The organism is Caulobacter sp. FW305-C-30-S16 (genome assembly GCF_058783025.1).
In genome coordinates this window covers 248,967-271,491 of record NZ_JBYSYH010000002.1, presented here as the reverse complement: position 1 = coordinate 271,491, position 22,525 = coordinate 248,967, and the positions used below count along the sequence as shown (strand labels likewise).

The window sequence follows — 22,525 nt, the reverse complement described above, 5'->3', positions numbered from 1 at the left end:
TTAATCGCTTTCGGGCGTCAACGCCGGCGCGCGGGACGTCATGCCCGAGGCCGCCGCGTCGTCGGCGATCTGGTCGTCCGAGGCCGGATCGATGCCGGCGTCGCGCGGAACGGGGACCGCCGCGGCCTTGGGCTCCGGCGCCGAGGGGGCGGGAAGCGTGCCCGGATCGGGAAGCTGGCCGGCCGCCGTCGCCGCCGCGTCATCCGCCGCCGTACGGGTGTCCGCGCCGTCGCCGGACCCTGCGTTCAGGAACAGCAACGCCGACAACGTCAGCGCGATACCCGCCAGGATCCCGACCAGCAGCCAGAACCAGCTGCCCCCCGATTTCTGAGCCATGAGTCTTCTACCCCCTACGTGCCCTGCCAGGTTCTGACAGGACCGATATCAACATGGACGAACGCCGAGTCCGGATAGTAGCCGACCCCACCGCCCTGCAAGGTCAGCGCCGCGTCGCGGAAGCCGGTCAGCGACACGTCATTGAGTCGCACATCCATAGCCTTGCCTTCCATATGCAGGCTTTTCTTCGCCACCTGGCTGGAGCCGTTGGCTGCGGCGCTCTGGCCGCTCAGCATGGCGTTGGTCTGGACCGAACGGAAGGCCGAGATGATCCTGTAGGGCTCCTTCGAGCCGGTCAGCGACTGCAGCGTGAACAGAATGTCCAGCAGCCGCACATCGATCGGATGCACCTCGGTGGAGCGGAAGTCGCGCAGCAGCTTGTTGATCGCGCCCAGGGCGTCCCAGACGTACTTGCCGTCTTCCCAGTAGACCACCTCGAGGTTCTCGTCGGTGTGGAGGTGGCGGAACTTCAGATGACGCGGTCCGGGCGGCGGCGGCGTCAGCGGAACCGGCGACAGCAGGAAGTCCGGATAGGCGTCTTCGGGATCGTCGCGCGGTCCGTAGCCGTCGGCGGCCGGCGGCGCGGCGTCCTGGGCGCGCGCGGTCACGGCCGCGGTGGTCGCCAGCCCGGCCAGACCGGCCGTCAGCAGCGACCGGCGCGGGATCAAGCGCCGCGCCCCTGCGCCGCGATCCGCTGCATCAGCAGGGTGTCCCAGCCATAGGGGTCCTGGCGGAAGTTCACCTGGCCGTCGGGCGTCACATAGGCCGTCCAGTACAGCAGGAACACGGCCACCGGCCGGGCGACGGCCGCGCGGGTGGTCTTGCCGCCGGCTATCGTCGCGTCGATGGCTTCCGGCGTCCAGACCGGGTCACCCTCCATGATCGCGCGGGCGAGGGCCAGCGGCTTTTCGAGCCGGACGCAGCCGTGGCTGGCCAGCCGCGTGTACCGCGAGAAGCCGCCCTTGCTGGGCGTGTCGTGCAGGTAGACGGCGTAGGGATTGAGGAAGTCGAACTTGATCAGGCCGAGCGCGCTGCCCGGGCCCGGCGCCTGCTGCAGACCGCCACCCGGCAGGATGCGGAAGCCGGCGCTGGCGAGATAGGCGCGCCCCTTCGGGAACAGCTCACGCGCGGCGATGCCGGCCGGCACGTTCCAGGGCGGGTTCAGCACGATGCTGTGGATCTCGGACTGCAGCAGCGGCGTCTCGCCACCGTTGGGCTTTCCGGTCACCGCGCGCATGGACAGCGCCGGCTGGTCGTTCTTGTAGAGCGTCAGAACCCCGGCGGCGACGTTCACCTGGACCCGGTCGGCCGGCAGGGTCGGCGGCAGCCAGCGCCAGCGTTCCATATTGGCGACGATCTGGTCGAGGCGGCGCTGAACCGGGATGTTGAGCGCGTTGCGGGTCGAGGCGTTGACCACGCCCGTCGGCTCCAGGCCCATCCGCTTCTGGGCGCGCTTGACCGCCTCTGCCAGCGCCATGTCGAACAGCGGCTCGCCGACCGGCGCCAGGGCGCCCGGCGTCGCCGGGGCCGCAGGCTGGGTGCGCGCCGTCACGGCCGGTGCGGCGGGATCCTCTATGGCCAGTCGCGCACGCAGGGCCTCGACGGCGAAACCTGTCGAGCCGAGCTTGAGCTCCGGGCCCTCCGGCAACGACTGCCAGCCGCCCCGTTCGCGGATCGTCCGATAGGTGACCAGTCCGCGCTGCAGCGTCTCGTAGCCCGGATAGTCGGGCGGCAGGCTCTTCAGCCAGGCTTCCAGCCGATCATCATAGACCGCACGGGCCAGGCCCGCCCGGGCGTCGAACGGCATCGGCCGCAGGCCCCAGTCGTCGCGGAAGCCCGCGGGCGCCAGACGGCCGGTCTTGACGGCGCGGGCGTAGCGGATCGCGGCCTCGATCAGGCCGGCGTCGCCGGAGCTGCGCGGCGCGAACTCGCCGGGCTCGAAGCCGTGACGATCGGACTCGGCCAGGGTGCGCTGCAGGAGCGCGGCCTGGGCCGGCGTCAGGGTGATCGGCGCGGTGGGCGAGAGCGGCGCGGCGCGCGCCAACGAGGGCGAGGGCGACGGCGCCTGGGCCATCGCCGGCGACAGGGCGCTCACCATGACAGCCGCGGCAAAGCAGACCGTGGCGACTTTACGCGTCAGAAGCGGCATCGAACCCGTGCGCCCTTTCATTCCCAGCACCAAACCCTAGCAGAGCATTTATCGCTGCGCGCAACGTTGTCTCCCCTCACACGAAAAGAGATCACAGGTGTTGCAGTCCCGCCTGTTCCTCCCCCTGGAGGCGAATGCCGCCGCCCCTGATCGACAACGCCGGTCTGGCGAAGACGTTTCATGCTCCGGAGCCTGCACACTATCGCGTCGCACGTCTCGCAATCGGGCGCGTGTTGGGCCATATGAAGGCCATGACCGAGATCGCCACCACGCGCCCGTTCAAGACGGGCCTCCTGCGCGGCCTGCGCGGGCGCTGCCCCAACTGCGACAAGGGCCGTCTGTTCAGCAGCTACCTGAAGGTGGCGCCGACCTGCGAAGCCTGCGGGCACAACCTCGGCGCCTACAAGGCCGATGACGGTCCGGCCTATTTCACCATCCTGCTCGTCGGCCACCTCGTCGTCGCCCCGGCGTTCTTCTTCCCCTTCATGTGGGAGACCTCGCCCTGGGTGATCGTGCCGGTCGCGCTGTTCGCGCTGACGACCCTGATCCTGCTGCTGCTGCCGCGCATCAAGGGCGCCTTCCTGGGAGCCCTGTGGTCGATCCGGCCCGCGCCGGCCCACGGCTGACGCCTCACGCGTTTGTGGCCGGCGGCGCGATTGACCGGCGGCGGCGGGAATTGGACTGTCGGGTTTCCGACAGCACAGGAGCGCCCGCGTGGCCCACAAGTTCGAAATCTACAAGGACAAGGCCGGCGAGTTCCGTGTCCGGTTCAAGTTCAATGACGAAGTGATGTTCTCGACCGAGGGCTACAGCTCCAAGGCCTCGGCCCAGAACGCTATCGCCTCGATCAAGAAGAACGGTCCGGACGCGCCGACCGAAGACAACAGCTGACGGCCGCCGGCAGCGGACCTGAACAGCCCCCGGAACCTGACACCCTCGCCGGGAATTGATCTGGCGAAGCCGGGGCCGTTCTGTTCAGGAGACATCGCATGCTGGGGACCATCCTCATTGTCGTTCTTATTCTCGCGGTCATCGGGTCGCTGCCGACCTGGGGCCACTCCAGGTCCTGGGGCTATCTTCCCAGCGGCGGCCTGGGCCTTGTACTGGTCATCCTGATCATCCTGTTCCTGATGGGCAGGCTGTAGGGTCCGGCGCCCTTCCCCTCACCCCATGCCGCGCCTAACCTCCCCTGAACTGAACCGGTTCGGGGGGACGGCATGGCGGTGACGGAAACAGGCGTGTTCGGGGAAACGCCGGACGGCCCGCCGCCGCCCGGCATGACCGCCGGTCAGCGCCTGAAGGCGATCCTCGGCGGCTCGGCAGGCAATCTGGTCGAGTGGTACGACTGGTCGACCTACATCTTCTTCACTGTCTATTTCGCCAGCCACTTCTTCCCGGAGGGCGACCAGACCGCGCAGCTGTTCAAGGCCGCGGCGATCTCGGCCGTCGGCTTCCTCGCCCGGCCGCTCGGCGCGTGGCTGATGGGCGCCTATGCCGACCGCGCCGGACGGCGTGCGGCGCTGACCCTGTCGGTGTCGATGATGTGCGTCGGCAGTCTGGTCATCGCGCTGGCGCCGACCTACGCCCAGGTCGGCGCGCTCGCCCCGGCGATCCTGCTCGGCGCCCGGATTCTGCAGGGCCTGTCGGTCGGCGGCGAATACGGCGCCAGCGCCACCTATCTGTCCGAGGTGGCCGGCGCGAAGCGGCGCGGCTTCTGGGCCAGTTTCCAGTACGTGACCCTGATCGCGGGCTCGCTGTCGGCGCAGGGCATGGTCGTGCTGCTGCAGAACGTCATGCCGGAAGCCGACCTCAAGGCCTGGGGCTGGCGCATTCCGTTCTTCATCGGCGCCCTGCTGGCGGTGGTGGTGTTCTGGATCCGCAGCGGCATCCACGAGAGCCAGGGCTTCGAGAACGCAAAGGCCGAGGGCGAAAACCGCGGCCGGACGATGCTGCTGTTCGTCAAACACCCGCGCGAGACCCTGATGGTCATGGGCCTGACGGCCGGCGGCTCGCTCGCCTACTATGTCTACACCAGCTACATGCAGAAGTTCCTGATCAACACCTCGGGCTTCAGCAAGGCGACGGCCAGCGAGATCATGCTGGCGGCGCTGTTCTGCTTCATGCTGCTGCAGCCGCTCGTCGGCTGGCTGTCCGACCGGATCGGGCGCAAACCGCTGCTGCTGTTCGCCTTCGGCGGCGGCATGATCGCCACCTGGCCGCTGCTCAACGCCATTGCCGGAACAACCAGCGCGGTCACGGCCTTCGGGCTGATCATGATCGCCCTGGTGTTCCAGTCCGGCTACAGCGCCATTTCCGGCCTGTTCAAGGCCGAGATGTTCCCGGCCCACATCCGCGCTCTCGGCGTCGCCCTGCCCTACGCCATCGCCAACTCGATCTTCGGCGGCTCGGCCGAGGCGGTGGCGCTCAGCTTCAAGAAGGCCGGGCAGGAGAGCAACTTCTACCTCTACGTCACGGCGATCCTGGCGGTCGGCCTGTTGACGGTCATCCTGATGCCCGACACCCGCAGGACCAGCCTGATCAAGGAGGACTGACGGGCCGGTCGGGCCTAACCCGGAGGGTACGATGGACAGTCTGAACCTGCAGAACCCGGTTTTCGCGACCTGGATCATCGCCGCGGCGCTGATGATCCTGAAGGCCGTCGCCATGTCCTGGCTGACGGTCGTGCGGATGATGCAGGTGAAGGGGGGCTACCGCTCGCCCGAAGACCTGCGCAAGACGCCGCTGAACCCCGATCCCGATCCGCGCCAGCTCGAGCCCGACGAACGCGTCGAGCGGGTCCGTCGGATCCAGCAGAACGACCTCGAAAACCTGCCCTTCTTCCTGGTCGCGGGACTGCTGTTCGTCTTCGCCGAGCCGGAGCTGTGGCTGGCGCGGCTGCTGCTCTACGGCTACGTGGTCTCGCGCCTGCTGCACTTCGGCGCCTACATCACCGCCCAGACGCACGATGTGCGCGCCACGCTGTGGACCGTCGGGTCGCTGATCCTGATCGCCATGACCGTGATCGCGCTGCTGGCCGCCCTCGGAGCCTGATCATGCCGCTCGCCGACATCGCCGCCCTGGCGTTTTTCACCCTGTGCTGGCTGTTCTACGAGCAGCTGCTGCGGATGGTGTCGCGCGAGAGCAGCCTGAACACGGACATGACCGTCGTCCGCGCCGCCTGGATGCGCCAGATGGCCCGGCGCGAGAGCCGGTTCATGGACGGCCAGCTACTGGGCCACGCGCTCAATTCGGCCAGCTTCTTCGCCTCGTCCAACCTGCTGCTGATCGCCGCCGCCGCCGGGGTGCTGTTCGGCGGCGAGCGGTCGTTCGCGAGCCTCTCCAGCCTGGAGCTGATTCAGACCTCCTCGCGGATGCTGTTCGAGCTGCAGATGGCCGTGATCCTGATCGTGCTGGCGCGCGGCCTGCTGGCCTTCATCTGGTCGATCCGCCAGATGAACTACTGCCTGACGATCTTCGGCGCGACGCCAGAGGGCGAAGGCATCGACCCGGCCGAACTGGACGCCTTCGGCGAGGCCGGCGGCGAGGTGCTGAACCAGTCGTTGTCGGCGTTCAACGCCGGGGTGCGTGGCTATTACTTCGCCCTGGCGGCGGCAGCCTGGATGTTCGGCCCGATCGCCATGGCCATCGCCACGGTGGGCGCGGTCAGCCTGCTGGTCTGGCGTCAGCGGCAGTCGCCGTCGGCGAAGGCGATCCGCAAGCTGCGGGCGCGGATCGAGGGCTGAAGCCGGCGCCGACGCTTCAAACCAGGCCGTCATGGCCCGACTTGTTCGGGCCACCCAAGCGTGATGGCGCCCGGCGATTGGCCGCTGACGATCAGTGAGTCACCGTCCCGAACTGTGTGCTTGGGTGGCCCGAACAAGTCGGGCCATGACGGTGATTGGACTGAATACCGCGCTAGATCCCCAGTTCGGCCCGCACCTTCTTCGTCAGCTTCGCCGCGATCAGCCCGTGCGCGCTCTTCAGCCAGCCCTCGACCTCGCCGGCCTCCTGCCCGGCCAGGCTGGCGAACCAGACCCATTTGGCCCGCGCCAGATAGGGCGCCGGCTTGCCCGGCCCGGTCTCGGTCAGCACTTCGAAGGCGATGTCGCTGGCCTTGAAGCAGAAGGTGTCCGCCGCCGGGCCGTAGACGGCGAACATCTTGCCGCCGACCTTGTAGACGTGATCGTCGCCCCACTGGACGTCCATGGTGACGCCCGGCAGGGCGCGGCAGACCGCGTCGAAGGCCTGTGGCGTCACGCCCCGACGCCGACGCCGATCGGGCAGGTCACGCCGGTGCCGCCGATGCCGCAGTAGCCGTTCGGGTTCTTGGCCAGGTACTGCTGGTGATAGTCCTCGGCGTAGTAGAACGGCCCGGCGGTCGCGATCTCGGTGGTGATCGGCCCCATCCGCACCTTCGCCAGCGCCTGGGTGTAGGCGTCCCTGGAGGCCACGGCGGCCGCCGCCTGCCCCTCGTTCAGCGGATAGACGCCGGAGCGATACTGGGTGCCCACGTCATTGCCCTGGCGCATGCCCTGGGTCGGATCGTGGTTCTCCCAGAAGGCCTTCAGCAGGGCGTCGTAGCTGACGACCTTCGGGTCAAAGACCACCAGCACAGCCTCGGTGTGGCCGGTGCGGCCGCTGCAGACTTCCTGGTAGGTCGGATTGGGCGTCGAGCCAGCGACATAGCCGACCGCCGTGCTCCAGACGCCCGGGATCTGCCAGAAGATCCTCTCCACGCCCCAGAAGCAGCCCATGGCGAACACGGCCTCCTCCAGACCCTCGGGCCAGGGGCCCTTCAGCGGCCGGTCGTTGACGAAGTGGGTCAGGGCGGTGGGCAGTTCCTGCGCCCGGCCCGGCAGGGCGTCGGCGGCGGTGGGGATTTCCAGGGTCTTCTTGGCGAACAGCATGGCGTCCTCGACTATCGGTTCGCAGACAAGATAGGGCGCGGCCCGCCCGATTTCATCGGCTGACGCGTGATCATTGTTATGCCAGATTTGCATGACGGGATCACGGGGAGGAACCGACGATGATCCGCATGCACAGACTGGCCCTGATCAGCGCCCTGGCGCTCTCCTGTCTCGCCGGCGCGGCGCTCGCCGCAGGCGGCGGCGGCGGCGGCGGCAGCGGCGGCTCGGACATGGGCTCCAGCGGTCCGCAGTATGATCCGGTCGCCGAGTACCAGAAGGGCATCGCGGCCATCCAGGCCAGCAAGTTCGCGACGCCGAGCGCGCCTTCAGCCGGGTGACCCAGGCCGCGCCCAAGGCCCCGGAAGGCTGGTTCCTGCTGGGCTATTCCCGCGCCGCCCAGGGCGAGTTCAAGGCCGCGCGCAAGGCCTATGAACGCGCGGCAAAGCTCAAGCCCGAGGATATCGACACCCGCCGCGAACTGGCCTTGACCCTGGTCCGGCTTGGCGAGGTCGACGAGGCCAGGACCGAACTGGCCGCCCTCAAGGCCCGGGATGCGGCCTGCGCCGGCAAGTGTCCCGAGGCGACCGCGCTCAAGACGGCGGTGACAAAGGTCGAGGCCGCCCTGGCCGCGCCGACGCCGACGCCGACCTCTTCCCTGCTGTTCGGCGATCCCACGGGCGGCGAGCGCGCCTATGTCGCGGCCGTCGGACTGATCAATGAGCGCCGCTGGCCCGAGGCCCTGGCCGCGCTGGACGCCGCCAGCCGCGTCGTCGGTCCGCACCCGGACATCTTCACCTATCGCGGCTACGTCCTGCGCCGCATGGGCCGGCTGGACGAAGCCGAAGGCTGGTACAGGGCTGCCCTTACCATCGCGCCGAACCACCGTGGCGCCACCGAGTATTACGGAGAGCTCAAGGTGCTGCGCGGGGATATCGCCGGGGCGCGGGTGATGCTGGCCCGGCTCGAAAAGTCCTGCACCTACGGCTGCCCCGAAGCAGAGGATCTGCGCCGTTGGATCGAAGCCGGCGGCCAGCCGCTCTAGCCTTCGTCCTGGCGCTCGGGTCCCTCGCCGCTTCGGACGCCCCGCCGCTGGCCGAGATGCGCTGGCTCGCGCCGGGGGCGGATCCGGTCGCGGCGCTGGGCTGGCAACCATCGGAATGCCTGCCGGCCAAGCGCGGCTGGTCGCCTGACACGGCCCAGGCGGTCTTTGTCGGCCGGGTCGCGTTCCGGTCGCCGCTTCTGCTCGGCGGCCAGGCGGCGCGCGCCGGCGTCTCCTGCGAGACCTGCCACCGCAACGGCCGGACCAACCCTGACTTCCTCTTCCCCGGCGCTTCCGGCGCGCCCGGCACGGCCGACGTCACCTCTTCCCTGTTCAGCAGCCATCGGGGCAACGGCGTTGACGATCCTGTCGCCATCCCGGACCTCGGCGGCCCCCGCACGGCCCTGAAGGTCGACCGCGATCCGTCGTCCGCCGCGCTGAAGACCTTCATCCACGGCCTGATCACCGAGGAGTTTGACGGCCCCGAGCCGACGCCGGCGGTGCTCGCCGGCCTGACGGCCTATGTGCGGGCGCTCGATCCGGCCGCCTGCGGTCCGGCGGAACCCTTGCGGGCCGACGACTACCTGGGCGACGCCATCAGCGGCGTCATCGCCGCAGACGGCGCGCTTGAGTACGGGGATCGCGCCACGGCGCTCGTTATGGTCGCCGCCGCGCGCACGCGGCTCGGACGGCTCGACGAACGGTTCGCGGGCCTGCCGCGCAGCCTCGCGGGATTGCGCCGCGCCAACGCCGGCCTGGCCCGCCTCGAAGCCAGGATCCGCGCCCGCGACCCGCGCGCACGTGGCGCGATCAACACGTGGATCCGGTCCGCCGAGGCCCTGTCGCTGACCCTGCGTCGCGACGAACCGCGCTCGTTGTTCAATCACCGCCGCCTGGCGGCCCAAGCGCCCTTGCCCCGGAAGGGTCCATGAGTATATTGCGCGCCTTCCTGCGCCGGGGGCTTTGACCAGCTCCTGACCGGTGGTGCTGGTGAGGTGGCCGAGTGGTCGATGGCGCACGCTTGGAAAGCGTGTGTAGGTTAACGCCTACCGTGGGTTCGAATCCCACTCTCACCGCCATCCAGTCACGCGCTGAATCCCGCTTCAGGGAACGCCCCGAAATACCCCCGACTTTACCGTCGCTTGCGCCGGATCAGAGACGCGATCTGCGTCTCTCGTTGCCTGAATGCGGCCCCTCCAGGGCCTGAATTCCCCGCCCGTCTCTGCATCGCCGTAGTCGGTGTTGTTTCCCTCTGACCCGTGGCCCGACGACGACTACAGGGAAGATACAGGGAAAAGCGCCCAAATCGCGCTCTTCCCGGGTTTCGACGGACTCGCGCTATCGTAACTACGGCAAGGGATTGCGTCAGCCCCCGCCGCCAAATTCCCGCATCCGGAACAGGGAATTATTTCAGCCCGAACAGGGAAAAAACGCCGCGGATCAGGGACCCGCGACGCCGTATTAGGGAATAACAGGAAAGCTGATCTCAGCTTCGGAAGAGCGTGCGCTGAGCGTCCCAAGCGAGAGGCAGATCGCGGGTCATTATGGCTTGCAGGTTCATCGCCGCGGGCTGGCGTCCTTCGAGGATGGCGCGCTTCAGATCAGGGGCGAGGAAGGCCAGGCCCGACGCGCGGCCCATGCAAAATCGATCGAAGAGCGACGCGAGAAACTGCTCGGCGAAGCCAAGCGCTGGCGGCGGGCGGCTAGATCTGACGTTGATTGGGCCGTTCGATCCGGAGGGCTGAGAGCTGAGACTCGAACTTTCCGCGCCTAAGTTCCAATATCCGAAGTTTTCGTATCCTCAGGGGCAACATTCGCCAAAGCGGTCCGGCGATTGCGCACACCACCATCCGCACGGCCTAGCTCGGCCTGGGTGTTGAAGTTTTCGAAGGCTGTCGCGTACGCGTCATCCCAGACCACGGCCTTCATCCCGACAGTCTCGGCGAAGCCTCTTACCGATGACCGACCACCGGCCAGGTAACCCGAGAGACTGGCCTGTACTTCAACATCCCAAACAGCGCAGACCGGATGCAGACGGCCCGCACACATCGCAATGGCGACGCCTGCCCCCGGCACGACCGCTTGCTCCAGGCGCCTTGCGAGGTCGTCGGGAAGGCCGGGCATGTCACAGGGCAACGTGAGAAGCCGTTCTAGCCCCTGGTCGCGAGCGAATAACAGCGCCGCCGAGAGGCCGGCTAAGGGCCCCTCAACGCCCGGGTCGTCCAGCACCAGCGGCGCCGCGACCGGCCCCACCTGGTCCGGAGAGCGCACGGACACGGCGACTTGTGGCGACCAACTGCGCGCTCGGTCGAGGGCGTGGGCGATCAGGCTCCGGCCCCGGAAGAGGCGCAGCGGTTTGCCGCCGCCCATGCGCCGGCCTTCTCCTCCGGCCAGAACCACGACCAGAAGGCTCGGCGTCATCCCGCCCGCCCCCGGCGCGGTCGGCCACGTGTCACCTTCAGCGCCACGCTGCTTCGGCCCGTGGCGTCCGCGACGCTCTCGATCGAGGTTTCCAGGTCGCGCAACAGCCCGTCCTGGATCGAATAGATCCAGCCGTGGATCGACAACGTCTGGCCACGGCCCCACGCGTCCCGGACGAAAGGATTGTCGGCGAGGCTCTCGACCTGGGCCAGCACATTGCGTTCGCACACGAGGTTCACCCGGGCGTCGAAATCCAGGATGGCGTCCAGTTCGGCGGCGTCACGTCGGCAAAGGCACGCAACCGGCTGCAGCCAGTGATCGATCAGCCCATGACGCTGGCCTGACAGCACCGCCCGAACGCCGCCACAGCCATAGTGACCGCAGACAATGATGTGCCGCACCTTGAGGATCTCGAGCGCAAACTGGAGCACCGACAGGAAATTGGCGTCCTGTGGCGGGGCGAGATTGGCGACATTGCGGTGGACGAAAAGCTCGCCTGGATCGAGGCCCACGATCTCGTTGGCCGGCACGCGACTGTCGGAACAGCCGACCCACAGATAGTCCGGCCCTTGCTGGCTCGCCAGCCGGCGGAAGTACTCCGGGTCCACCCTCGCGCGGCCCGCCGCCCAGCGCAGGTTGCGGTCGAAAAGCTCGGCGATCACGCGCTGGTCTCCGCCGGGGCCATGCCGCGCCGCGCCGCCAGTCTTCGGGCCAGCCCGGCGAGGTCCTCGGATGTCAGTCGCTGGCGGGCGATCGGCAGGACCACCGCGTTCTCCAGCGCCAGATGGCGCCGCTCCTGCGCGGCGAAGGCCGAGAGGTCCCGTCGCCCCTCAAGGGTCGCACCGGGCGCGGCGCGGGTTTCCAGGCAGCGTTCGAGATAGGTGCGCACGACCTTGCCGAGCAGGCCGTCAGCCTTGTGTTCGGCCGACAGCACGCCAAGCACCCCTTCAACCTCGTCCTCGGCAAGGCAACGACGACGCAGCAGGGGGAACAGATCCTCTTCTTCGTCGATGATATGGATGGGAGCCTCGAACCGGAGAAAGTCGACCACCTCCGCAATGGGTCCGGGTTCGAAGAAGGTCGTCATGCTCAGCTGATCGATCAATCCGCAAAGCTGCCGATGCCGGAAGTGCTCGGCGAAGAAGAAGTCCAGAGGGCTCGCCATGAGATCGGACGAGATCGGTTCGATCCCGCCGTCAGCTTCGGGCGGCGGCGAAGCCCTCCCCCGGCTCACAGCTTCAGCTCAAGTGTCACCCAGACCTTGGTGCGGTCGGCGAACGCCGGAAGATCGCCATTGAACCGGGCGGCCTTCACCTCGAACGACAACCTTGGTGTCAGGGGCAAGGACGCCGAGGCATCGATCTCGCTCCCGTAGTCGAGACCGCCGTCGGCCTCAGAAAAGTCATGCACCGCTGCCGCCAGCTTCAGCTTGCGGCCCCCAAGCGGGACGGTCGCCCCGGCGCGGAGGTTGATGTCCTTCACGCCCCGGGCGGGCGTGGCGAGGAAGACATCCGCCCAGCCCTGGAACACATGCAGGGTCGCCAGCGGCGTGCCGAAGCCGCGCGCTCCGTCGCCGTCGAGCCTTTCCAGACCGAGGGTAATGTAGCGGCTGTCCGCCTTCAGGCCCGCAGCCAGGGCGAGGTAGTCCAGGTCGAAGTCGACAGGATTGGAGCCATAGTCGCCCTGGCGGGCGTACTCGACCTCCCAGGTCAGCGACGGACCGACCGCCAGCGGACGAGACCCGGTCAGTCGGGCGCCCCAGGTGGCGCTGGATTGCAGCGGGGCGGACTCGAAATCGAGCAGATAGCCGTAGGCGGTCAGCTGCCCGATGGGGGTCTTCGAGTCGAGCTGGATGACGTGGGAGTCGCTGTCCCACTCGCCCTGCGGACTGTCGTCGCCGAGGATCCGGTGAACGCGGTCGACGTAGATCCAGGTCAGTGTCGTGGTCGGGTTGACCTTGAACGCCACCTTCGCCGCATCGAAGGTCTGTTCGTTCTGGCGGAAGCCGACGTTGCCGACGAAGCGGGCATTGCCGAGCACGATCCGCTGGCGGCCTACCACGACGTTCGCCTTGGCGCCCGACCAGGAGATCTGGGCGCGATTGAGCTCGGTCGTTTCGGGGTCGAGAACGGTCGGATAGGCGACCTGGCCGTTGGTGGTGCTGTTGTAGCGGTCCGACAGGGCGCTGACGTTCTCACCCTCAACCAACGCCTTGAAACCCTTCCAGGCCGGGGTTTCGTAGCCCAGCCGGGTGCGCAGGGTCAGGGCGCCCGCCTCCTCGGCGAAGCCGGTCTGATCGACGAATTCGTAGCGCAGGCGGGCGTCGACGATCCAGTCGCCCTGCCCTTCGGCAGCGTGGGCGAGGCCGGGGGCCGACGAGGCGGCGATGGCGAGGGGGATGAGGCAAGCGGCCAGGTGACGACGCATGGCGATCAACGTCTCCGGATGAGGGTGAAGGTGGCCTTGGCAGGGACGAGCCGCGACTTGAGGATCGCGCCAAGTGCCGAAAGGGCGGGATCCTCGGCGCCCTGGGCTGCGGAAATGACCCGGGTCCAGGCTTCGTCGTCGCCGCCCTGGACGAAGTTGGCCACGGCGGCGCGGACCCAGTCCGCCGGCGCGGCGCCGTCGGTTTCCGCCGCAGCTTCGACCCGCGACAGCAGGCCGGCGTCGGTGGCTGCGAGCCAGGACAACAGACGGGGCGCCGCGGCTTCGTCGGCGATCATGTCGCCAAGGGTCGCGCCCTCGGTGGGGAGGCCGTCGGCCGAGATCACCAGGCCCACGCCGCGCGAACGGGCACGGTCGGCGAGGTCGGCCACGTACTGAACAGCGGCGGCTATCCAGGCGCGGCTTTCCAGGTGCATCCGGATGCGGCCGGCCACCTGCTCGAACGGCAGCTGACGGCCCTCGATACGGCGATCAAGACGCAGGACATGCCAGCCGAAGCGCGACCGCACGGGCTTTGACGAGATCTGCGCCGGCAGAAGCGCGGCGAAGGCCCGCTCGACTTCCGGGGCGAGATCGCCCGGCCCGAGCTGGCCGAGCGAACCGCCGACCGCGCCGGACGGACAGGCTGAATGCTCCCGCGCCAGATCGGCGAACCGCGCGGGCGTATCCCGCAGCATTTGTCCGACGGTCTCGGCCGCGAGCCGGGCCGCCTCGATGGCGGTGACATCCTCGCCCTCGCCCCCGAACAGGATGTGCGAGGCTTCATAGAGGACCGGCGTCCGAAAGCGGGCCGGGCTGGCGTCATAGACCCGCCGACACTCCGCCTCGCTCGGCGTCTCCGGATCAACTTCCTCCGCCAGAACGGCGCGAACGAGGGCTTCCTCTGGCGTCTCCTCGCGACCGCGTTCGTCGAGCTCCGGCTCTGCGACCAGACCGAGTTCTGCGGCGCGATCGAGCAGCAGGGCCCGCACCGCCAGGGCATGCGCGGCTGCGGCGCGGACCTCCTCCGGCGATCCGCCCGGGTGGTTCTGCGCCTCCTGGGCAATCAGGCTCTCCGGGATCTGAACGCCGTCGGTGACGACGTAGCGAAGGGCGCTCATGACTGCCCTCCCGGGCGGCGGGTGGCTTCGTGGCGTGTCGGCATGGCTCGTCGGGTGCGAACCAGCTGCCACCCGCGGCGGTTCAGGTACCAGACCGGCGCCGACAGCATGTGCACCAGCCGGGTGAACGGGAAGACGAGCAGGATCGTCAGGCCAAGCACGATGTGGGTCTTGAACACCCAGTGCACCTCGGCCAGCAGGTCGGCGCTGCCCGCCCGAAGGGTGAATATGCCCTGGGCCCAGGTCATGAACTTGAGCATCTCGTGGCCGTCGCGATGCTGCAGCGACTGCGGGATGGTCGCCAGACCGAGGCATAGCTGCGCGATCAGCAGGATGAGAATGCCCGTGTCGCCGAAGGTCGAGGTGGCGCGGATGCGGGGGTCGAAAAGGCGGCGGTGCAATAGCAGCAGGCCGCCTGCCAGCATGAGGACGCCCGCGCCGCCACCGGCGACGATGGCCAGCATCTGCTTGAAGCTGTGGCTGACACCCAGGGCGTCGAACACCCAGATCGGGGTCAGCAGGCCCACGAAGTGGCCGGCGAAAATCGCCAGGACGCCAAGGTGGAACAGCACCGAGCCCATGACCAGCTGGCGCCGGCGCAGAAGCTGGGAGGAGCCCGTGCGCCAGGTGTATTGCTCGCGGTCGAAGCGCACGACCGAGCCGATCACCAGCACCGACATGGCGATGTAGGGATAGACGCCGAAAAGGATGTGATTGAGGTCCATCGTCAGTTCCTCAGGCCGCGCCGGCGCGGCGACGCGCGGGCGCGGGGGCGTCGTTCATGGCGCGGACCAGATCGTCGGCCTTTGGACAGCCGACATCGGACGGGCCAAAGGTGACGGCGGTTTCAGCCCACAGTCGGTCGAGCGTCTCGAAGTCGCCGGGATCGTCATCCGGCTCCTGCATCAGCGAGGCGAGCGCCTCGGCGTCGGCCTCTGCGCCAGCGAGGGCGGTCAAGGCGCCGAACACTGCCCGGTATGGGCTCTGGCGCTTGTGCAGACGCTGCCCCATGGCGGCCAGGACATGGGCGGCTTCGCCCAGCAGCGAGGCCGCCTCGGCCTCGGGCAGCAGGGAGAGGAACTCGAGGAACACCGGCAGGTTATCGGGCAGCTCGTTGGCCGACAGTTCGACACCCTTGCTGCGATAGAGCTCCAGCAGGGCGACCATAGCCTGGCCGCGGTCGCGGCTTTCGCCGTGAACGTGCTCGTAGAGGTTCAGCGACAGCGAGCGGGTGCGGTCAAACTGCCAGACATAGCGTTCCTGCAGCTCGAACAGGTCGCCGTTCGCCAGTTCATCGGCCAGCCGGCCAAGCGAGCGGCGAACCTGGAGGGGAACCATGCCCTCTTCCTCGATCGCCTGTACGGCGGCTGCGGCCAGTTCCTGCGTGTCGGCGGTCGGATAGGCCAGCAGCACCGCCAAGGCCTTGTAGGTAAGGGCCATCTCAGACCTCCATGACGGGTTTGGCGCGCGAACGCGGATCGGAGCCGAACAGGCCCACCTCGGTGCGGCCGCCGGAGCAGCCGTTGCCGAAGGAGAAGCCGCAGTCGCCGCGGAGCTCGTAGGCGTCCTCGGCGGTCTCGCGGTGGGTCGTGGGGATGACGAAGCGATCTTCGTAATTGGCGATCGCCATGTACCGGTACATCTCCTCGATCTGGGCAGAGGTCAGGCCGACCCGCGCGGCCAGAGCGTGGTCAGTGACCCCCTCCACCGTGCGGGCGCGCATGAAGCCGCGCATGGCCATCATCCGCTCCAGCGCCGTGACGATCGGCGGCTCGTTGCCCGCGGTGAGCAGGTTGGCCAGGTAGCGGACCGGGATACGCAGACTGGCCACATCGGGCATCTGGCCGTCGTTCTCCAGCGCGCCCGAGGCGGCCGCCGACTGGATCGGCGACAGCGGCGGCACGTACCAGACCATCGGCAGGGTCCGGTATTCGGGGTGGAGCGGGAAAGCGACCTTCCACTCGATCGCCATCTTGTAGACCGGGCTTCGGCGTGCGCCCTCGAGCCAGGCTTCCGGCACACCGTCGAGACGCGCCTGGGCGATCACCGCGGGATCGTTCGGATCGAGGAAGACGTCGAGCTGGGCCTGGTAGAGGTCCTTTTCGTTCGGCGTCGCGGCGGCCGCCTCGATGCGGTCGGCGTCATAGAGGAGGACGCCGAGATAGCGGATGCGGCCGACGCAGGTTTCCGAACAGACCGTCGGCTGACCCACCTCGATACGCGGGAAGCAGAAGGTGCATTTCTCGGACTTCCCGGAGTCCCAGTTGTAATAGATCTTCTTGTAAGGGCAGGCCGACACGCACATGCGCCAGCCGCGACACTTGTCCTGGTCGATCAGGACAATGCCGTCCTCCTCACGCTTGTAGATCGCGCCCGAGGGACAGGCCGCCACGCAGGTGGGGTTGAGGCAATGTTCGCACAGCCTCGGCAGGTACATCATGAAGGTGTTTTCGAACTGACCGTAGATCTCCTTCTCGATGCCCTCGAAGTTGGAGTCTTCAGACCGCTTGGCGAACTCTCCGCCGAGGATCTCCTCCCAGTTGGGCCCCCACTCGATCTTTTCCATCCGCTGGCCGGTGATCTGCGAACGCGGCCGGGCCGTCGGAAAATGCTTCATCTCCGGCGCGGACTGCAGGTGGCCGTAGTCGAAGGTGAACGGCTCGTAGTAGTCGTCGATCTCGGGCAGATCGGGGTTGGCGAAGATCTTCGACAGGATCCGCCACTTGGCACCCATACGGGGTTCGATCTTGCCGTTGGCCTTGCGCCGCCAGCCCCCGTTCCATTTCTTCTGGTTCTCCCAATCCTTGGGATAGCCGATGCCAGGCTTGGTCTCGACGTTGTTGAACCAGGCGTACTCAACGCCCTGACGATTGGTCCAGACGTTCTTACAAGTGACCGAACAGGTGTGACAGCCGATGCACTTGTCGAGGTTCAGCACCATGCCGATCTGCGCGCGGATCCTCATTGGCCGAACTCCCGGGACTCGAGCGGCTCTTCGAGCCAGTCGACCTTGTTCATCTTGCGAAGGACGATGAACTCGTCCCGGTTGGAGCCGACGGTTCCGTAGTAGTTGAAGCCGTAGGCCAGCTGGGCGTAGCCGCCGATCATGTGGGTCGGCTTGAGCACCGCCCGGGTGACCGAGTTGTGGATGCCGCCGCGCCGCCCGGTGATCTCCGAGCCCGGCGTGTTCACGATCTTTTCCTGCGCGTGGTACATGAAGGTCGTGCCTTCACGGATGCGCTGGGAAACCACCGCCCGGGCCGTCAGGGCCCCGTTGGCGTTGAAAACCTCGATCCAGTCGTTGTCGACGATCCCGGCCTTGCGGGCGTCCGTCTCCGAAATCCAGACCACCGGCCCGCCGCGGTTCAGCGTCAGCATCAGCAGGTTGTCGGAATAGGTGGAGTGGATGCCCCACTTCTGGTGCGGGGTGATGAAGTTGAGGACGATCTCGATCTCGCCGTTGGGCTTGAGGCCCTTCACGTGCGTGGTCTTGAGGTCGATCGGCGGCTTGTAGACGCACAGCGCCTCGCCGAAGGCCCGCATCCACAGATGGTCCTGATAGAGCTGCTGGCGGCCGGTGAGCGTCCGCCAGGGGATCAGCTCATGCACGTTGGTGTAGCCGGCGTTGTAGCAGACCTTCTCGCTCTCGATGCCCGACCAGGTCGGCGAGGAAATGATCTTGCGCGGCTGGGCGAGCAGATCGCGGAAGCGGATCTTCTCGTCCTCCTTGGGGATCGCCAGGTGGGCGTGCTCGCGGCCGGTCTGCTTCTCCAGCGCGTGCCAAGCCTTGACCGCCACCTCGCCGTTGGTCTCCGGCGCGAGCATCAGGATGGTCTCGCAGGCGTCGATGTCGCTATCGATGCTGGGCATGCCCTCCGTGAGGCCCACGTCGAGTACCGCGCCGTTCAACTCGCGAAGCAGATCGACTTCGTGGCCGGTCTTCCAGGCGAGGCCCTTGCCGCCGTTGCCGACTTTGTCGAGCAGCGGACCGAGCGCCGTGAACTGCTTGTAGAGGTTGGGATAGTCGCGCTCGACGATGGTGATCTGCGGCATCGTCTTGCCCGGGACCGCGTCGCATTCGCCGAGGTACCAGTCCTTCACCTCGAACGCCTGGGCGAGCTCGCCAGGGCTGTCGTGCTGGATCGGGGTGAGGACGACGTCCTTCTCGACCCCCAGCACCTCCGGTGCGACCTCCGAGAACTTGCGGGCGATCGACTTGAAGATTTCCCAGTCCGACCTCGACTCCCAGGCGGGATCCACGGCCGCCGACAGCGGGTGGATGAAGGGGTGCATGTCGGAGGTGTTGAGGTCGTTCTTCTCGTACCAGGTGGCCGTCGGCAGAACGATGTCGGAGTAGACCGAGGTGGTCGACATGCGGAAGTCGAGGGTCACCAGGAGGTCGAGTTTCCCCTCCGGGGCCTGGTCATGCCAGACCACGTCGACCGGCTTGACCTTGCCGGTCTCGCCCAGGTCCTTGCCCTGGACGCCATGCGACGCTCCGAGCAGGTGCTTGAGGAAGTACTCGTGCCCCTTGCCGGAGGAGCCGAGCAGGTTCGAGCGCCAGACGAACATGTTGCGCGGCCAGTTGGCAGGATCGTCCGGGTCCATGCAGGACAGTTCGACCGAGCGGTCCTTGAGTCCGGCCACGGTGAAGGCCTTCGGATCAACACCCGCGGCGGCGGCAGCCTTAGCCACCTCAAGCGGATTGGTCTTCAGCGCCGGCGTCGACGGCAGCCAGCCCATCCGCTCGGCGCGGACGTTGAAGTCGATCATCGAGGCCTTCCACGGGCCTTCTGGCGCGGTCGGCGAGAGCAGTTCGTCGATGTCGACAGTCTCATACCGCCACTGGTCGGAGTGGGCGTAGAAGAACGATGTCGAGTTCTGCTGACGGGGCGGACGGATCCAGTCGGTGGCGAAGGCCAACGGGGCCCAGCCGGTCTGCGGCCGCAGCTTCTCCTGGCCGACGTAGTGGGCCCAGCCGCCGCCGGACTGACCGACGCAACCGCACATCACCAGCATGTTGATGACGCCGCGGTAGTTCATGTCCATGTGGAACCAGTGGTTCATCGCCGCGCCGATGATCACCATCGACTTGCCGTTGGTCTTCTCGGCGTTGGTGGCGAAGCCGCGGGCCACGGCGATGATCTGCTCGCGCGGCACGGTGGTGATCGCTTCAGCCCAAGCCGGCGCATAGGGCTGCAGATCGTCGTAGGAGGTCGGCATGCAGTCGCCGCCGAAGCCCTGGTCGACGCCGTAGTTGGCGAGAAACAGGTCGTAGACGCAGGCGACCATCGCCTCGCCGTCCTTCAGCATCACGCGGCGGACCGGCACATTCCGCGTCAGCACGTCGGGATGATCAGTCGAGGCGAAGCCGTTGGAGGCGGTGTTGGCGAAGTAGGGGAACCGCACCCCAGCGACTTCGTCGTGCGCGTCCTTGAGGCCCAGCTTCAGCGTGGTCTCGCGGTCCGCAGCGTCGCGTTCTTCGAGGTTCCAACGGCCGTCCTCGCCCCAGCGGAAGCCGATCGAGCCGTTCGGCACGACGATCTCGCCACTGGCCTCGTCGATGGCGACAGTCTTCCAGTCGGGATTGTTGGCCTGCTCCAGATCGCCAACAAAATCGGACGCGCGCAGCAGGCGCTCGGGCACAAGGCCGCCCTCCTGCGGAACCAGCCTGACCAGCATGGGGAGGTCGCTGTACTTGCGCAGGTAGTCGCGGAAGTACGGCACCTGCTTGTCCAGATGGTACTCCTTGAGGATCACGTGACCGAAGGCCATGGCCAGGGCCGCGTCGGTTCCCTGTTTCACCGGCAGCCACAGATCGGAGAACTTCGAGGCCTCCGAGTAGTCGGGACAGATGACCACCGACTTGGCGCCGCGATAGCGGGCCTCGGTGTAGAAGTGGGCGTCCGGGGTTCGGGTCTGCGGAACGTTCGAGCCCCACAGCAGCATGAAGCTGGAATTGTACCAGTCGGCGCTTTCGGCCACGTCGGTCTGCTCGCCCCAGGTCTGGGGCGAGGCCGGCGGCAGGTCGCAGTACCAGTCGTAGAACGAGCCACAGGCCCCGCCGAGCAGCTGCAGATAGCGCGCGCCGGCGGCGTAGGAGACCATCGACATGGCCGGGATCGGGGAGAAGCCGAACACACGGTCAGGGCCCCACCGCTTGACGGTATGAGCATTGGCCGCCGCGATGATCTCGGTGACCTCGTCCCAGTCCGCCCGCACAAAGCCGCCGGAGCCGCGCATGCTGGTGTAGGACTTGCGCGCCGCAGGATCGTCCTGGATCGAGGCCCAGGCCGCCACCGGCGCCAGGGTCTCGCGCGCCTTACGCCACAGACGCAGCAGGCGCGAGCGGACCAGCGGATACTTTACCCGGTTGGCCGAGTAGAGGTACCAGCTGTAGCTGGCGCCCCGCGCGCAGCCGCGCGGCTCGTGATTGGGCAGCTCCGGCCGCGTGCGCGGATAGTCGGTCTGCTGGGTCTCCCAGGTGACGATCCCGCCCTTGACGTAGATCTTCCACGAACAGGAGCCCGTGCAGTTCACGCCATGGGTCGAACGAACGATCTTGTCGTGCCGCCAGCGGGACCGATAGGCCTCCTCCCACGTGCGGTCGTCGTCGTTCATAACCCCGTGGCCGTCTGAGAACAGCTCGGTCTTGCGCGTGAAGAACGCGAGGCGGTCGAGGGTATGGCTCATGCCGCGAGCTCCGGAACTGGGGTCATCGTGGGGGTGTTCAGAAGCGACCGGCGGCGGGCGTAGAAGACCCAGTTCACCACCACGCAGCTCAGGTAGAAGCCGAGGAAGAGGAACAGCGCCGTCTCCGGACCGCCGGTGGCCTTGAGCGAGTCGCCGAAGGCCTTGGGGATGAAGAAGCCGCCATAGGCGCCGATGGCCGAGCTGAAGCCGACGATGGCCGCCGCCTCCATGTCCGCGGCCTTCAGGCGGGTGACCAGGTCAGCCTTCGGCATCAGCCGGGGCATGTCCGCGCGCACGATCGCGGGGATCATCTGGAAGGTCGAGGCGTTGCCCACGCCGGTCCAGAAGAACAGCCACAGGAAGGCGCTGAAGAAGAGCGGGAACGACGGCGCTGCGCCCATGGCGCCGACGCCGTAGAGCACGCCCAGCACCCCGACCGAGAGGGCCAGGAACACCCAGTGGGTGACATGCTGGCCGCCCCACTTGTCGGACACCCAGCCGGTCAGGGCGCGAGACAGGGCGCCGATCAGGGGGCCGAGGAATGCGATCTTCAGCACCATCACCGCTGGAAACAGCGTCTTGGCCAGCAGCGGGAAGGCCGCCGAAAAGCCGATGAACGAGCCGAAGGTGCCGACGTAGAGGTAGCACATGATCCAATTGTGCTTGCGCTGGAACACCACGGCCTGGGTGGCGAAGGAGGCCTTGGCTGAGCTGATGTCGTTCATGCCGATCCACGCGGCGGCTGCCGCGGCCAGGATGAAGGGAACCCAGACGAAGCCGGCGTTCTGCAGCCAGATCTGGCTCTCGACACCCTTTTCAACGGCGATCTGCGGCGCACCGACCACCGGAGCGAAGGCGCCCAGGGTGATGACCACCGGGATCAGGAACTGCATCACGCTGACGCCGAGGTTGCCGAACCCGGCGTTGATTGCCAGCGCGTTGCCCTTCTCCGCCTTGGGAAAGAAGAAGGAGATGTTCGACATCGAGGAGGCGAAGTTGCCGCCGCCGAAGCCGCACAGCAGGGCCAGGATCACGAAGGCGATGTAGGGCGTGTCAGGGTTCTGTACGGCCAGGCCGATGCCGATCGCCGGGACCAGCAGGGACAGGGTTGAGAGCACCGTCCACATGCGGCCGCCGAAGACCGGGACGATGAAGCTGTAGAATATCCGCAGGGTCGCGCCCGACAGGGCCGGCAATGCCGCCAGCCAGAACAGCTGGTCTGTGGTGAAGGTGAAGCCGATCAGCTTCAGCTTGGCCACGACCATCGACCAGACCATCCAGACCGAGAAGGCCAGCAGAAGGTTGGGGACCGAAATCCAAAGGTTGCGGGTCGCGACCTTCTTGCCGGTGGACGCCCAGAACGCGGGATCCTCCGGACGCCAGTCGTCCAGCACGTGCTTGGGGGTCGGGACGGAAGCCATCGGGCGCTCCTTGA

At 67.5% G+C, this 22,525-nt stretch carries 24 protein-coding genes and 1 tRNA gene; 10 read left to right on the top strand and 15 right to left on the bottom strand.

Features of this window, described 5'->3' with window-relative positions:
• The 3 genes from AC3WJT_RS08315 to AC3WJT_RS08305 are packed head-to-tail and all read right to left on the bottom strand — an operon-like array spanning window position 1 to window position 2,485.
• On the bottom strand, window positions 1-336 hold the full coding sequence (locus tag AC3WJT_RS08315; RefSeq protein WP_492342639.1) for a hypothetical protein: 336 nt from the start codon (window positions 334-336) through the stop codon (window positions 1-3).
• A 14-nt stretch (window positions 337-350) separates the two neighbouring features.
• The gene (locus AC3WJT_RS08310) at window positions 351-1,004 is read right to left on the bottom strand and encodes a peptidoglycan L,D-endopeptidase MepK (RefSeq protein WP_492342638.1); all 654 of its coding nucleotides are present in this window, start codon (window positions 1,002-1,004) and stop codon (window positions 351-353) included.
• Entirely contained in the window at window positions 1,001-2,485 is a 1,485-nt protein-coding gene (locus AC3WJT_RS08305) for a L,D-transpeptidase family protein (RefSeq protein ID WP_492342637.1), read from the bottom strand. Before AC3WJT_RS08305 ends, AC3WJT_RS08310 begins: the two co-directional genes overlap by 4 nt.
• Before the next feature lie 134 nt (window positions 2,486-2,619).
• On the opposite strand from AC3WJT_RS08305, the gene AC3WJT_RS08300 reads away from it, so the two are divergent.
• The 6 genes from AC3WJT_RS08300 to AC3WJT_RS08275 all read left to right on the top strand — a co-directional run bounded on the left by AC3WJT_RS08300 (window position 2,620) and on the right by AC3WJT_RS08275 (window position 6,228).
• Entirely contained in the window at window positions 2,620-3,111 is a 492-nt protein-coding gene (locus AC3WJT_RS08300) for a DUF983 domain-containing protein (protein WP_492342636.1), read from the top strand.
• Between the two features lie 88 nt (window positions 3,112-3,199).
• Window positions 3,200-3,376 (top strand): YegP family protein, encoded by a 177-nt coding sequence (locus AC3WJT_RS08295; protein ID WP_492342635.1) that lies wholly within the window; start codon window positions 3,200-3,202, stop codon window positions 3,374-3,376.
• 98 nt (window positions 3,377-3,474) lie between these two features.
• On the top strand, window positions 3,475-3,630 hold the full coding sequence (locus AC3WJT_RS08290; protein ID WP_492342634.1) for a DUF3309 domain-containing protein: 156 nt from the start codon (window positions 3,475-3,477) through the stop codon (window positions 3,628-3,630).
• Window positions 3,631-3,702: 72 nt separating this feature from the next.
• Window positions 3,703-5,037 carry an MFS transporter gene (locus tag AC3WJT_RS08285; protein WP_492342633.1) on the top strand — a complete coding sequence of 445 codons (1,335 nt, stop codon included), beginning with the start codon at window positions 3,703-3,705 and terminating at the stop codon, window positions 5,035-5,037.
• Window positions 5,038-5,068: 31 nt separating this feature from the next.
• Window positions 5,069-5,536 (top strand): MAPEG family protein, encoded by a 468-nt coding sequence (locus AC3WJT_RS08280; RefSeq protein WP_492342632.1) that lies wholly within the window; start codon window positions 5,069-5,071, stop codon window positions 5,534-5,536.
• Window positions 5,537-5,538: 2 nt separating this feature from the next.
• Window positions 5,539-6,228, top strand: a complete 690-nt coding sequence (locus AC3WJT_RS08275) for a DUF599 domain-containing protein (RefSeq protein ID WP_492342631.1) — start codon at window positions 5,539-5,541, stop codon at window positions 6,226-6,228.
• 172 nt (window positions 6,229-6,400) lie between these two features.
• Here AC3WJT_RS08275 and AC3WJT_RS08270 read toward each other — a convergent pair whose 3' ends face one another.
• Window positions 6,401-6,742, bottom strand: a complete 342-nt coding sequence (locus AC3WJT_RS08270) for an MmcQ/YjbR family DNA-binding protein (RefSeq protein WP_492342630.1) — start codon at window positions 6,740-6,742, stop codon at window positions 6,401-6,403.
• The gene (msrA, locus tag AC3WJT_RS08265; RefSeq protein WP_492343337.1) at window positions 6,739-7,392 is read right to left on the bottom strand and encodes a peptide-methionine (S)-S-oxide reductase MsrA; all 654 of its coding nucleotides are present in this window, start codon (window positions 7,390-7,392) and stop codon (window positions 6,739-6,741) included. Before msrA ends, AC3WJT_RS08270 begins: the two co-directional genes overlap by 4 nt.
• Before the next feature lie 119 nt (window positions 7,393-7,511).
• Between msrA and AC3WJT_RS08260 the strand changes: the two genes are divergently transcribed.
• The 4 genes from AC3WJT_RS08260 (at window position 7,512) to AC3WJT_RS08245 (ending at window position 9,510) form a co-directional block, all read left to right on the top strand.
• Entirely contained in the window at window positions 7,512-7,730 is a 219-nt protein-coding gene (locus tag AC3WJT_RS08260) for a hypothetical protein (protein ID WP_492342629.1), read from the top strand.
• Entirely contained in the window at window positions 7,727-8,434 is a 708-nt protein-coding gene (locus AC3WJT_RS08255; RefSeq protein ID WP_492342628.1) for a tetratricopeptide repeat protein, read from the top strand. Before AC3WJT_RS08260 ends, AC3WJT_RS08255 begins: the two co-directional genes overlap by 4 nt.
• The gene (locus tag AC3WJT_RS08250) at window positions 8,404-9,363 is read left to right on the top strand and encodes a hypothetical protein (protein WP_492342627.1); all 960 of its coding nucleotides are present in this window, start codon (window positions 8,404-8,406) and stop codon (window positions 9,361-9,363) included. The genes AC3WJT_RS08255 and AC3WJT_RS08250 overlap by 31 nt, the downstream gene beginning before the upstream one ends.
• 57 nt (window positions 9,364-9,420) lie before the next feature.
• Window positions 9,421-9,510: transfer RNA gene (locus AC3WJT_RS08245), tRNA-Ser, on the top strand.
• Between the two features lie 691 nt (window positions 9,511-10,201).
• Here AC3WJT_RS08245 and mobA read toward each other — a convergent pair.
• The 10 genes from mobA to AC3WJT_RS08195 form a co-directional block, all read right to left on the bottom strand.
• Window positions 10,202-10,852 carry a molybdenum cofactor guanylyltransferase gene (gene mobA, locus AC3WJT_RS08240; RefSeq protein ID WP_492342626.1) on the bottom strand — a complete coding sequence of 217 codons (651 nt, stop codon included), beginning with the start codon at window positions 10,850-10,852 and terminating at the stop codon, window positions 10,202-10,204.
• A complete protein-coding gene (locus tag AC3WJT_RS08235) occupies window positions 10,849-11,514 on the bottom strand; it encodes a carbonic anhydrase (RefSeq protein WP_492342625.1) in 666 nt (221 codons plus the stop codon). The genes mobA and AC3WJT_RS08235 overlap by 4 nt, the downstream gene beginning before the upstream one ends.
• Window positions 11,511-12,017: a hemerythrin domain-containing protein gene (locus AC3WJT_RS08230; RefSeq protein WP_492342624.1), complete on the bottom strand. Its 507-nt coding sequence runs from the start codon at window positions 12,015-12,017 to the stop codon at window positions 11,511-11,513. The genes AC3WJT_RS08235 and AC3WJT_RS08230 overlap by 4 nt, the downstream gene beginning before the upstream one ends.
• Window positions 12,018-12,082: 65 nt before the next feature.
• Complete coding sequence (locus AC3WJT_RS08225; protein WP_492342623.1) at window positions 12,083-13,279, bottom strand: alginate export family protein; 1,197 nt, start codon at window positions 13,277-13,279, stop codon at window positions 12,083-12,085.
• A 5-nt stretch (window positions 13,280-13,284) separates the two neighbouring features.
• Window positions 13,285-14,397, bottom strand: coding sequence for a peptidylprolyl isomerase (locus AC3WJT_RS08220; RefSeq protein WP_492342622.1), 1,113 nt, complete (start codon window positions 14,395-14,397; stop codon window positions 13,285-13,287).
• Window positions 14,394-15,122 carry a respiratory nitrate reductase subunit gamma gene (gene narI, locus AC3WJT_RS08215; protein WP_492342621.1) on the bottom strand — a complete coding sequence of 243 codons (729 nt, stop codon included), beginning with the start codon at window positions 15,120-15,122 and terminating at the stop codon, window positions 14,394-14,396. Before narI ends, AC3WJT_RS08220 begins: the two co-directional genes overlap by 4 nt.
• Window positions 15,123-15,132: 10 nt before the next feature.
• A complete protein-coding gene (gene narJ, locus AC3WJT_RS08210) occupies window positions 15,133-15,837 on the bottom strand; it encodes a nitrate reductase molybdenum cofactor assembly chaperone (RefSeq protein ID WP_492342620.1) in 705 nt (234 codons plus the stop codon).
• A gap of 1 nt (window position 15,838) precedes the next feature.
• A complete protein-coding gene (gene narH / locus AC3WJT_RS08205) occupies window positions 15,839-17,362 on the bottom strand; it encodes a nitrate reductase subunit beta (protein WP_492342619.1) in 1,524 nt (507 codons plus the stop codon).
• Window positions 17,359-21,090 carry a nitrate reductase subunit alpha gene (locus AC3WJT_RS08200; protein WP_492342618.1) on the bottom strand — a complete coding sequence of 1,244 codons (3,732 nt, stop codon included), beginning with the start codon at window positions 21,088-21,090 and terminating at the stop codon, window positions 17,359-17,361. Before AC3WJT_RS08200 ends, narH begins: the two co-directional genes overlap by 4 nt.
• Complete coding sequence (locus tag AC3WJT_RS08195) at window positions 21,087-22,511, bottom strand: MFS transporter (protein ID WP_492342617.1); 1,425 nt, start codon at window positions 22,509-22,511, stop codon at window positions 21,087-21,089. Before AC3WJT_RS08195 ends, AC3WJT_RS08200 begins: the two co-directional genes overlap by 4 nt.
• Between the last annotated feature and the right edge of the window lie 14 nt (window positions 22,512-22,525).

Coding starts and splice junctions, on each gene's coding strand:
- AC3WJT_RS08195 (WP_492342617.1), bottom strand. CDS start 22,511: ATGGCTTCCGTCCCGACCCCCAAGCACGTGCTGGACGACTGGCGTCCG.
- AC3WJT_RS08280 (WP_492342632.1), top strand. CDS start 5,069: ATGGACAGTCTGAACCTGCAGAACCCGGTTTTCGCGACCTGGATCATC.
- narJ (WP_492342620.1), bottom strand. CDS start 15,837: ATGGCCCTTACCTACAAGGCCTTGGCGGTGCTGCTGGCCTATCCGACC.
- narI (WP_492342621.1), bottom strand. CDS start 15,122: ATGGACCTCAATCACATCCTTTTCGGCGTCTATCCCTACATCGCCATG.
- mobA (WP_492342626.1), bottom strand. CDS start 10,852: ATGACGCCGAGCCTTCTGGTCGTGGTTCTGGCCGGAGGAGAAGGCCGG.
- AC3WJT_RS08230 (WP_492342624.1), bottom strand. CDS start 12,017: ATGGCGAGCCCTCTGGACTTCTTCTTCGCCGAGCACTTCCGGCATCGG.
- msrA (WP_492343337.1), bottom strand. CDS start 7,392: ATGCTGTTCGCCAAGAAGACCCTGGAAATCCCCACCGCCGCCGACGCC.
- AC3WJT_RS08285 (WP_492342633.1), top strand. CDS start 3,703: ATGGCGGTGACGGAAACAGGCGTGTTCGGGGAAACGCCGGACGGCCCG.
- AC3WJT_RS08200 (WP_492342618.1), bottom strand. CDS start 21,090: ATGAGCCATACCCTCGACCGCCTCGCGTTCTTCACGCGCAAGACCGAG.
- AC3WJT_RS08225 (WP_492342623.1), bottom strand. CDS start 13,279: ATGCGTCGTCACCTGGCCGCTTGCCTCATCCCCCTCGCCATCGCCGCC.
- AC3WJT_RS08290 (WP_492342634.1), top strand. CDS start 3,475: ATGCTGGGGACCATCCTCATTGTCGTTCTTATTCTCGCGGTCATCGGG.
- AC3WJT_RS08305 (WP_492342637.1), bottom strand. CDS start 2,485: ATGCCGCTTCTGACGCGTAAAGTCGCCACGGTCTGCTTTGCCGCGGCT.
- AC3WJT_RS08315 (WP_492342639.1), bottom strand. CDS start 336: ATGGCTCAGAAATCGGGGGGCAGCTGGTTCTGGCTGCTGGTCGGGATC.
- AC3WJT_RS08300 (WP_492342636.1), top strand. CDS start 2,620: ATGCCGCCGCCCCTGATCGACAACGCCGGTCTGGCGAAGACGTTTCAT.
- narH (WP_492342619.1), bottom strand. CDS start 17,362: ATGAGGATCCGCGCGCAGATCGGCATGGTGCTGAACCTCGACAAGTGC.
- AC3WJT_RS08275 (WP_492342631.1), top strand. CDS start 5,539: ATGCCGCTCGCCGACATCGCCGCCCTGGCGTTTTTCACCCTGTGCTGG.
- AC3WJT_RS08220 (WP_492342622.1), bottom strand. CDS start 14,397: ATGAGCGCCCTTCGCTACGTCGTCACCGACGGCGTTCAGATCCCGGAG.
- AC3WJT_RS08260 (WP_492342629.1), top strand. CDS start 7,512: ATGATCCGCATGCACAGACTGGCCCTGATCAGCGCCCTGGCGCTCTCC.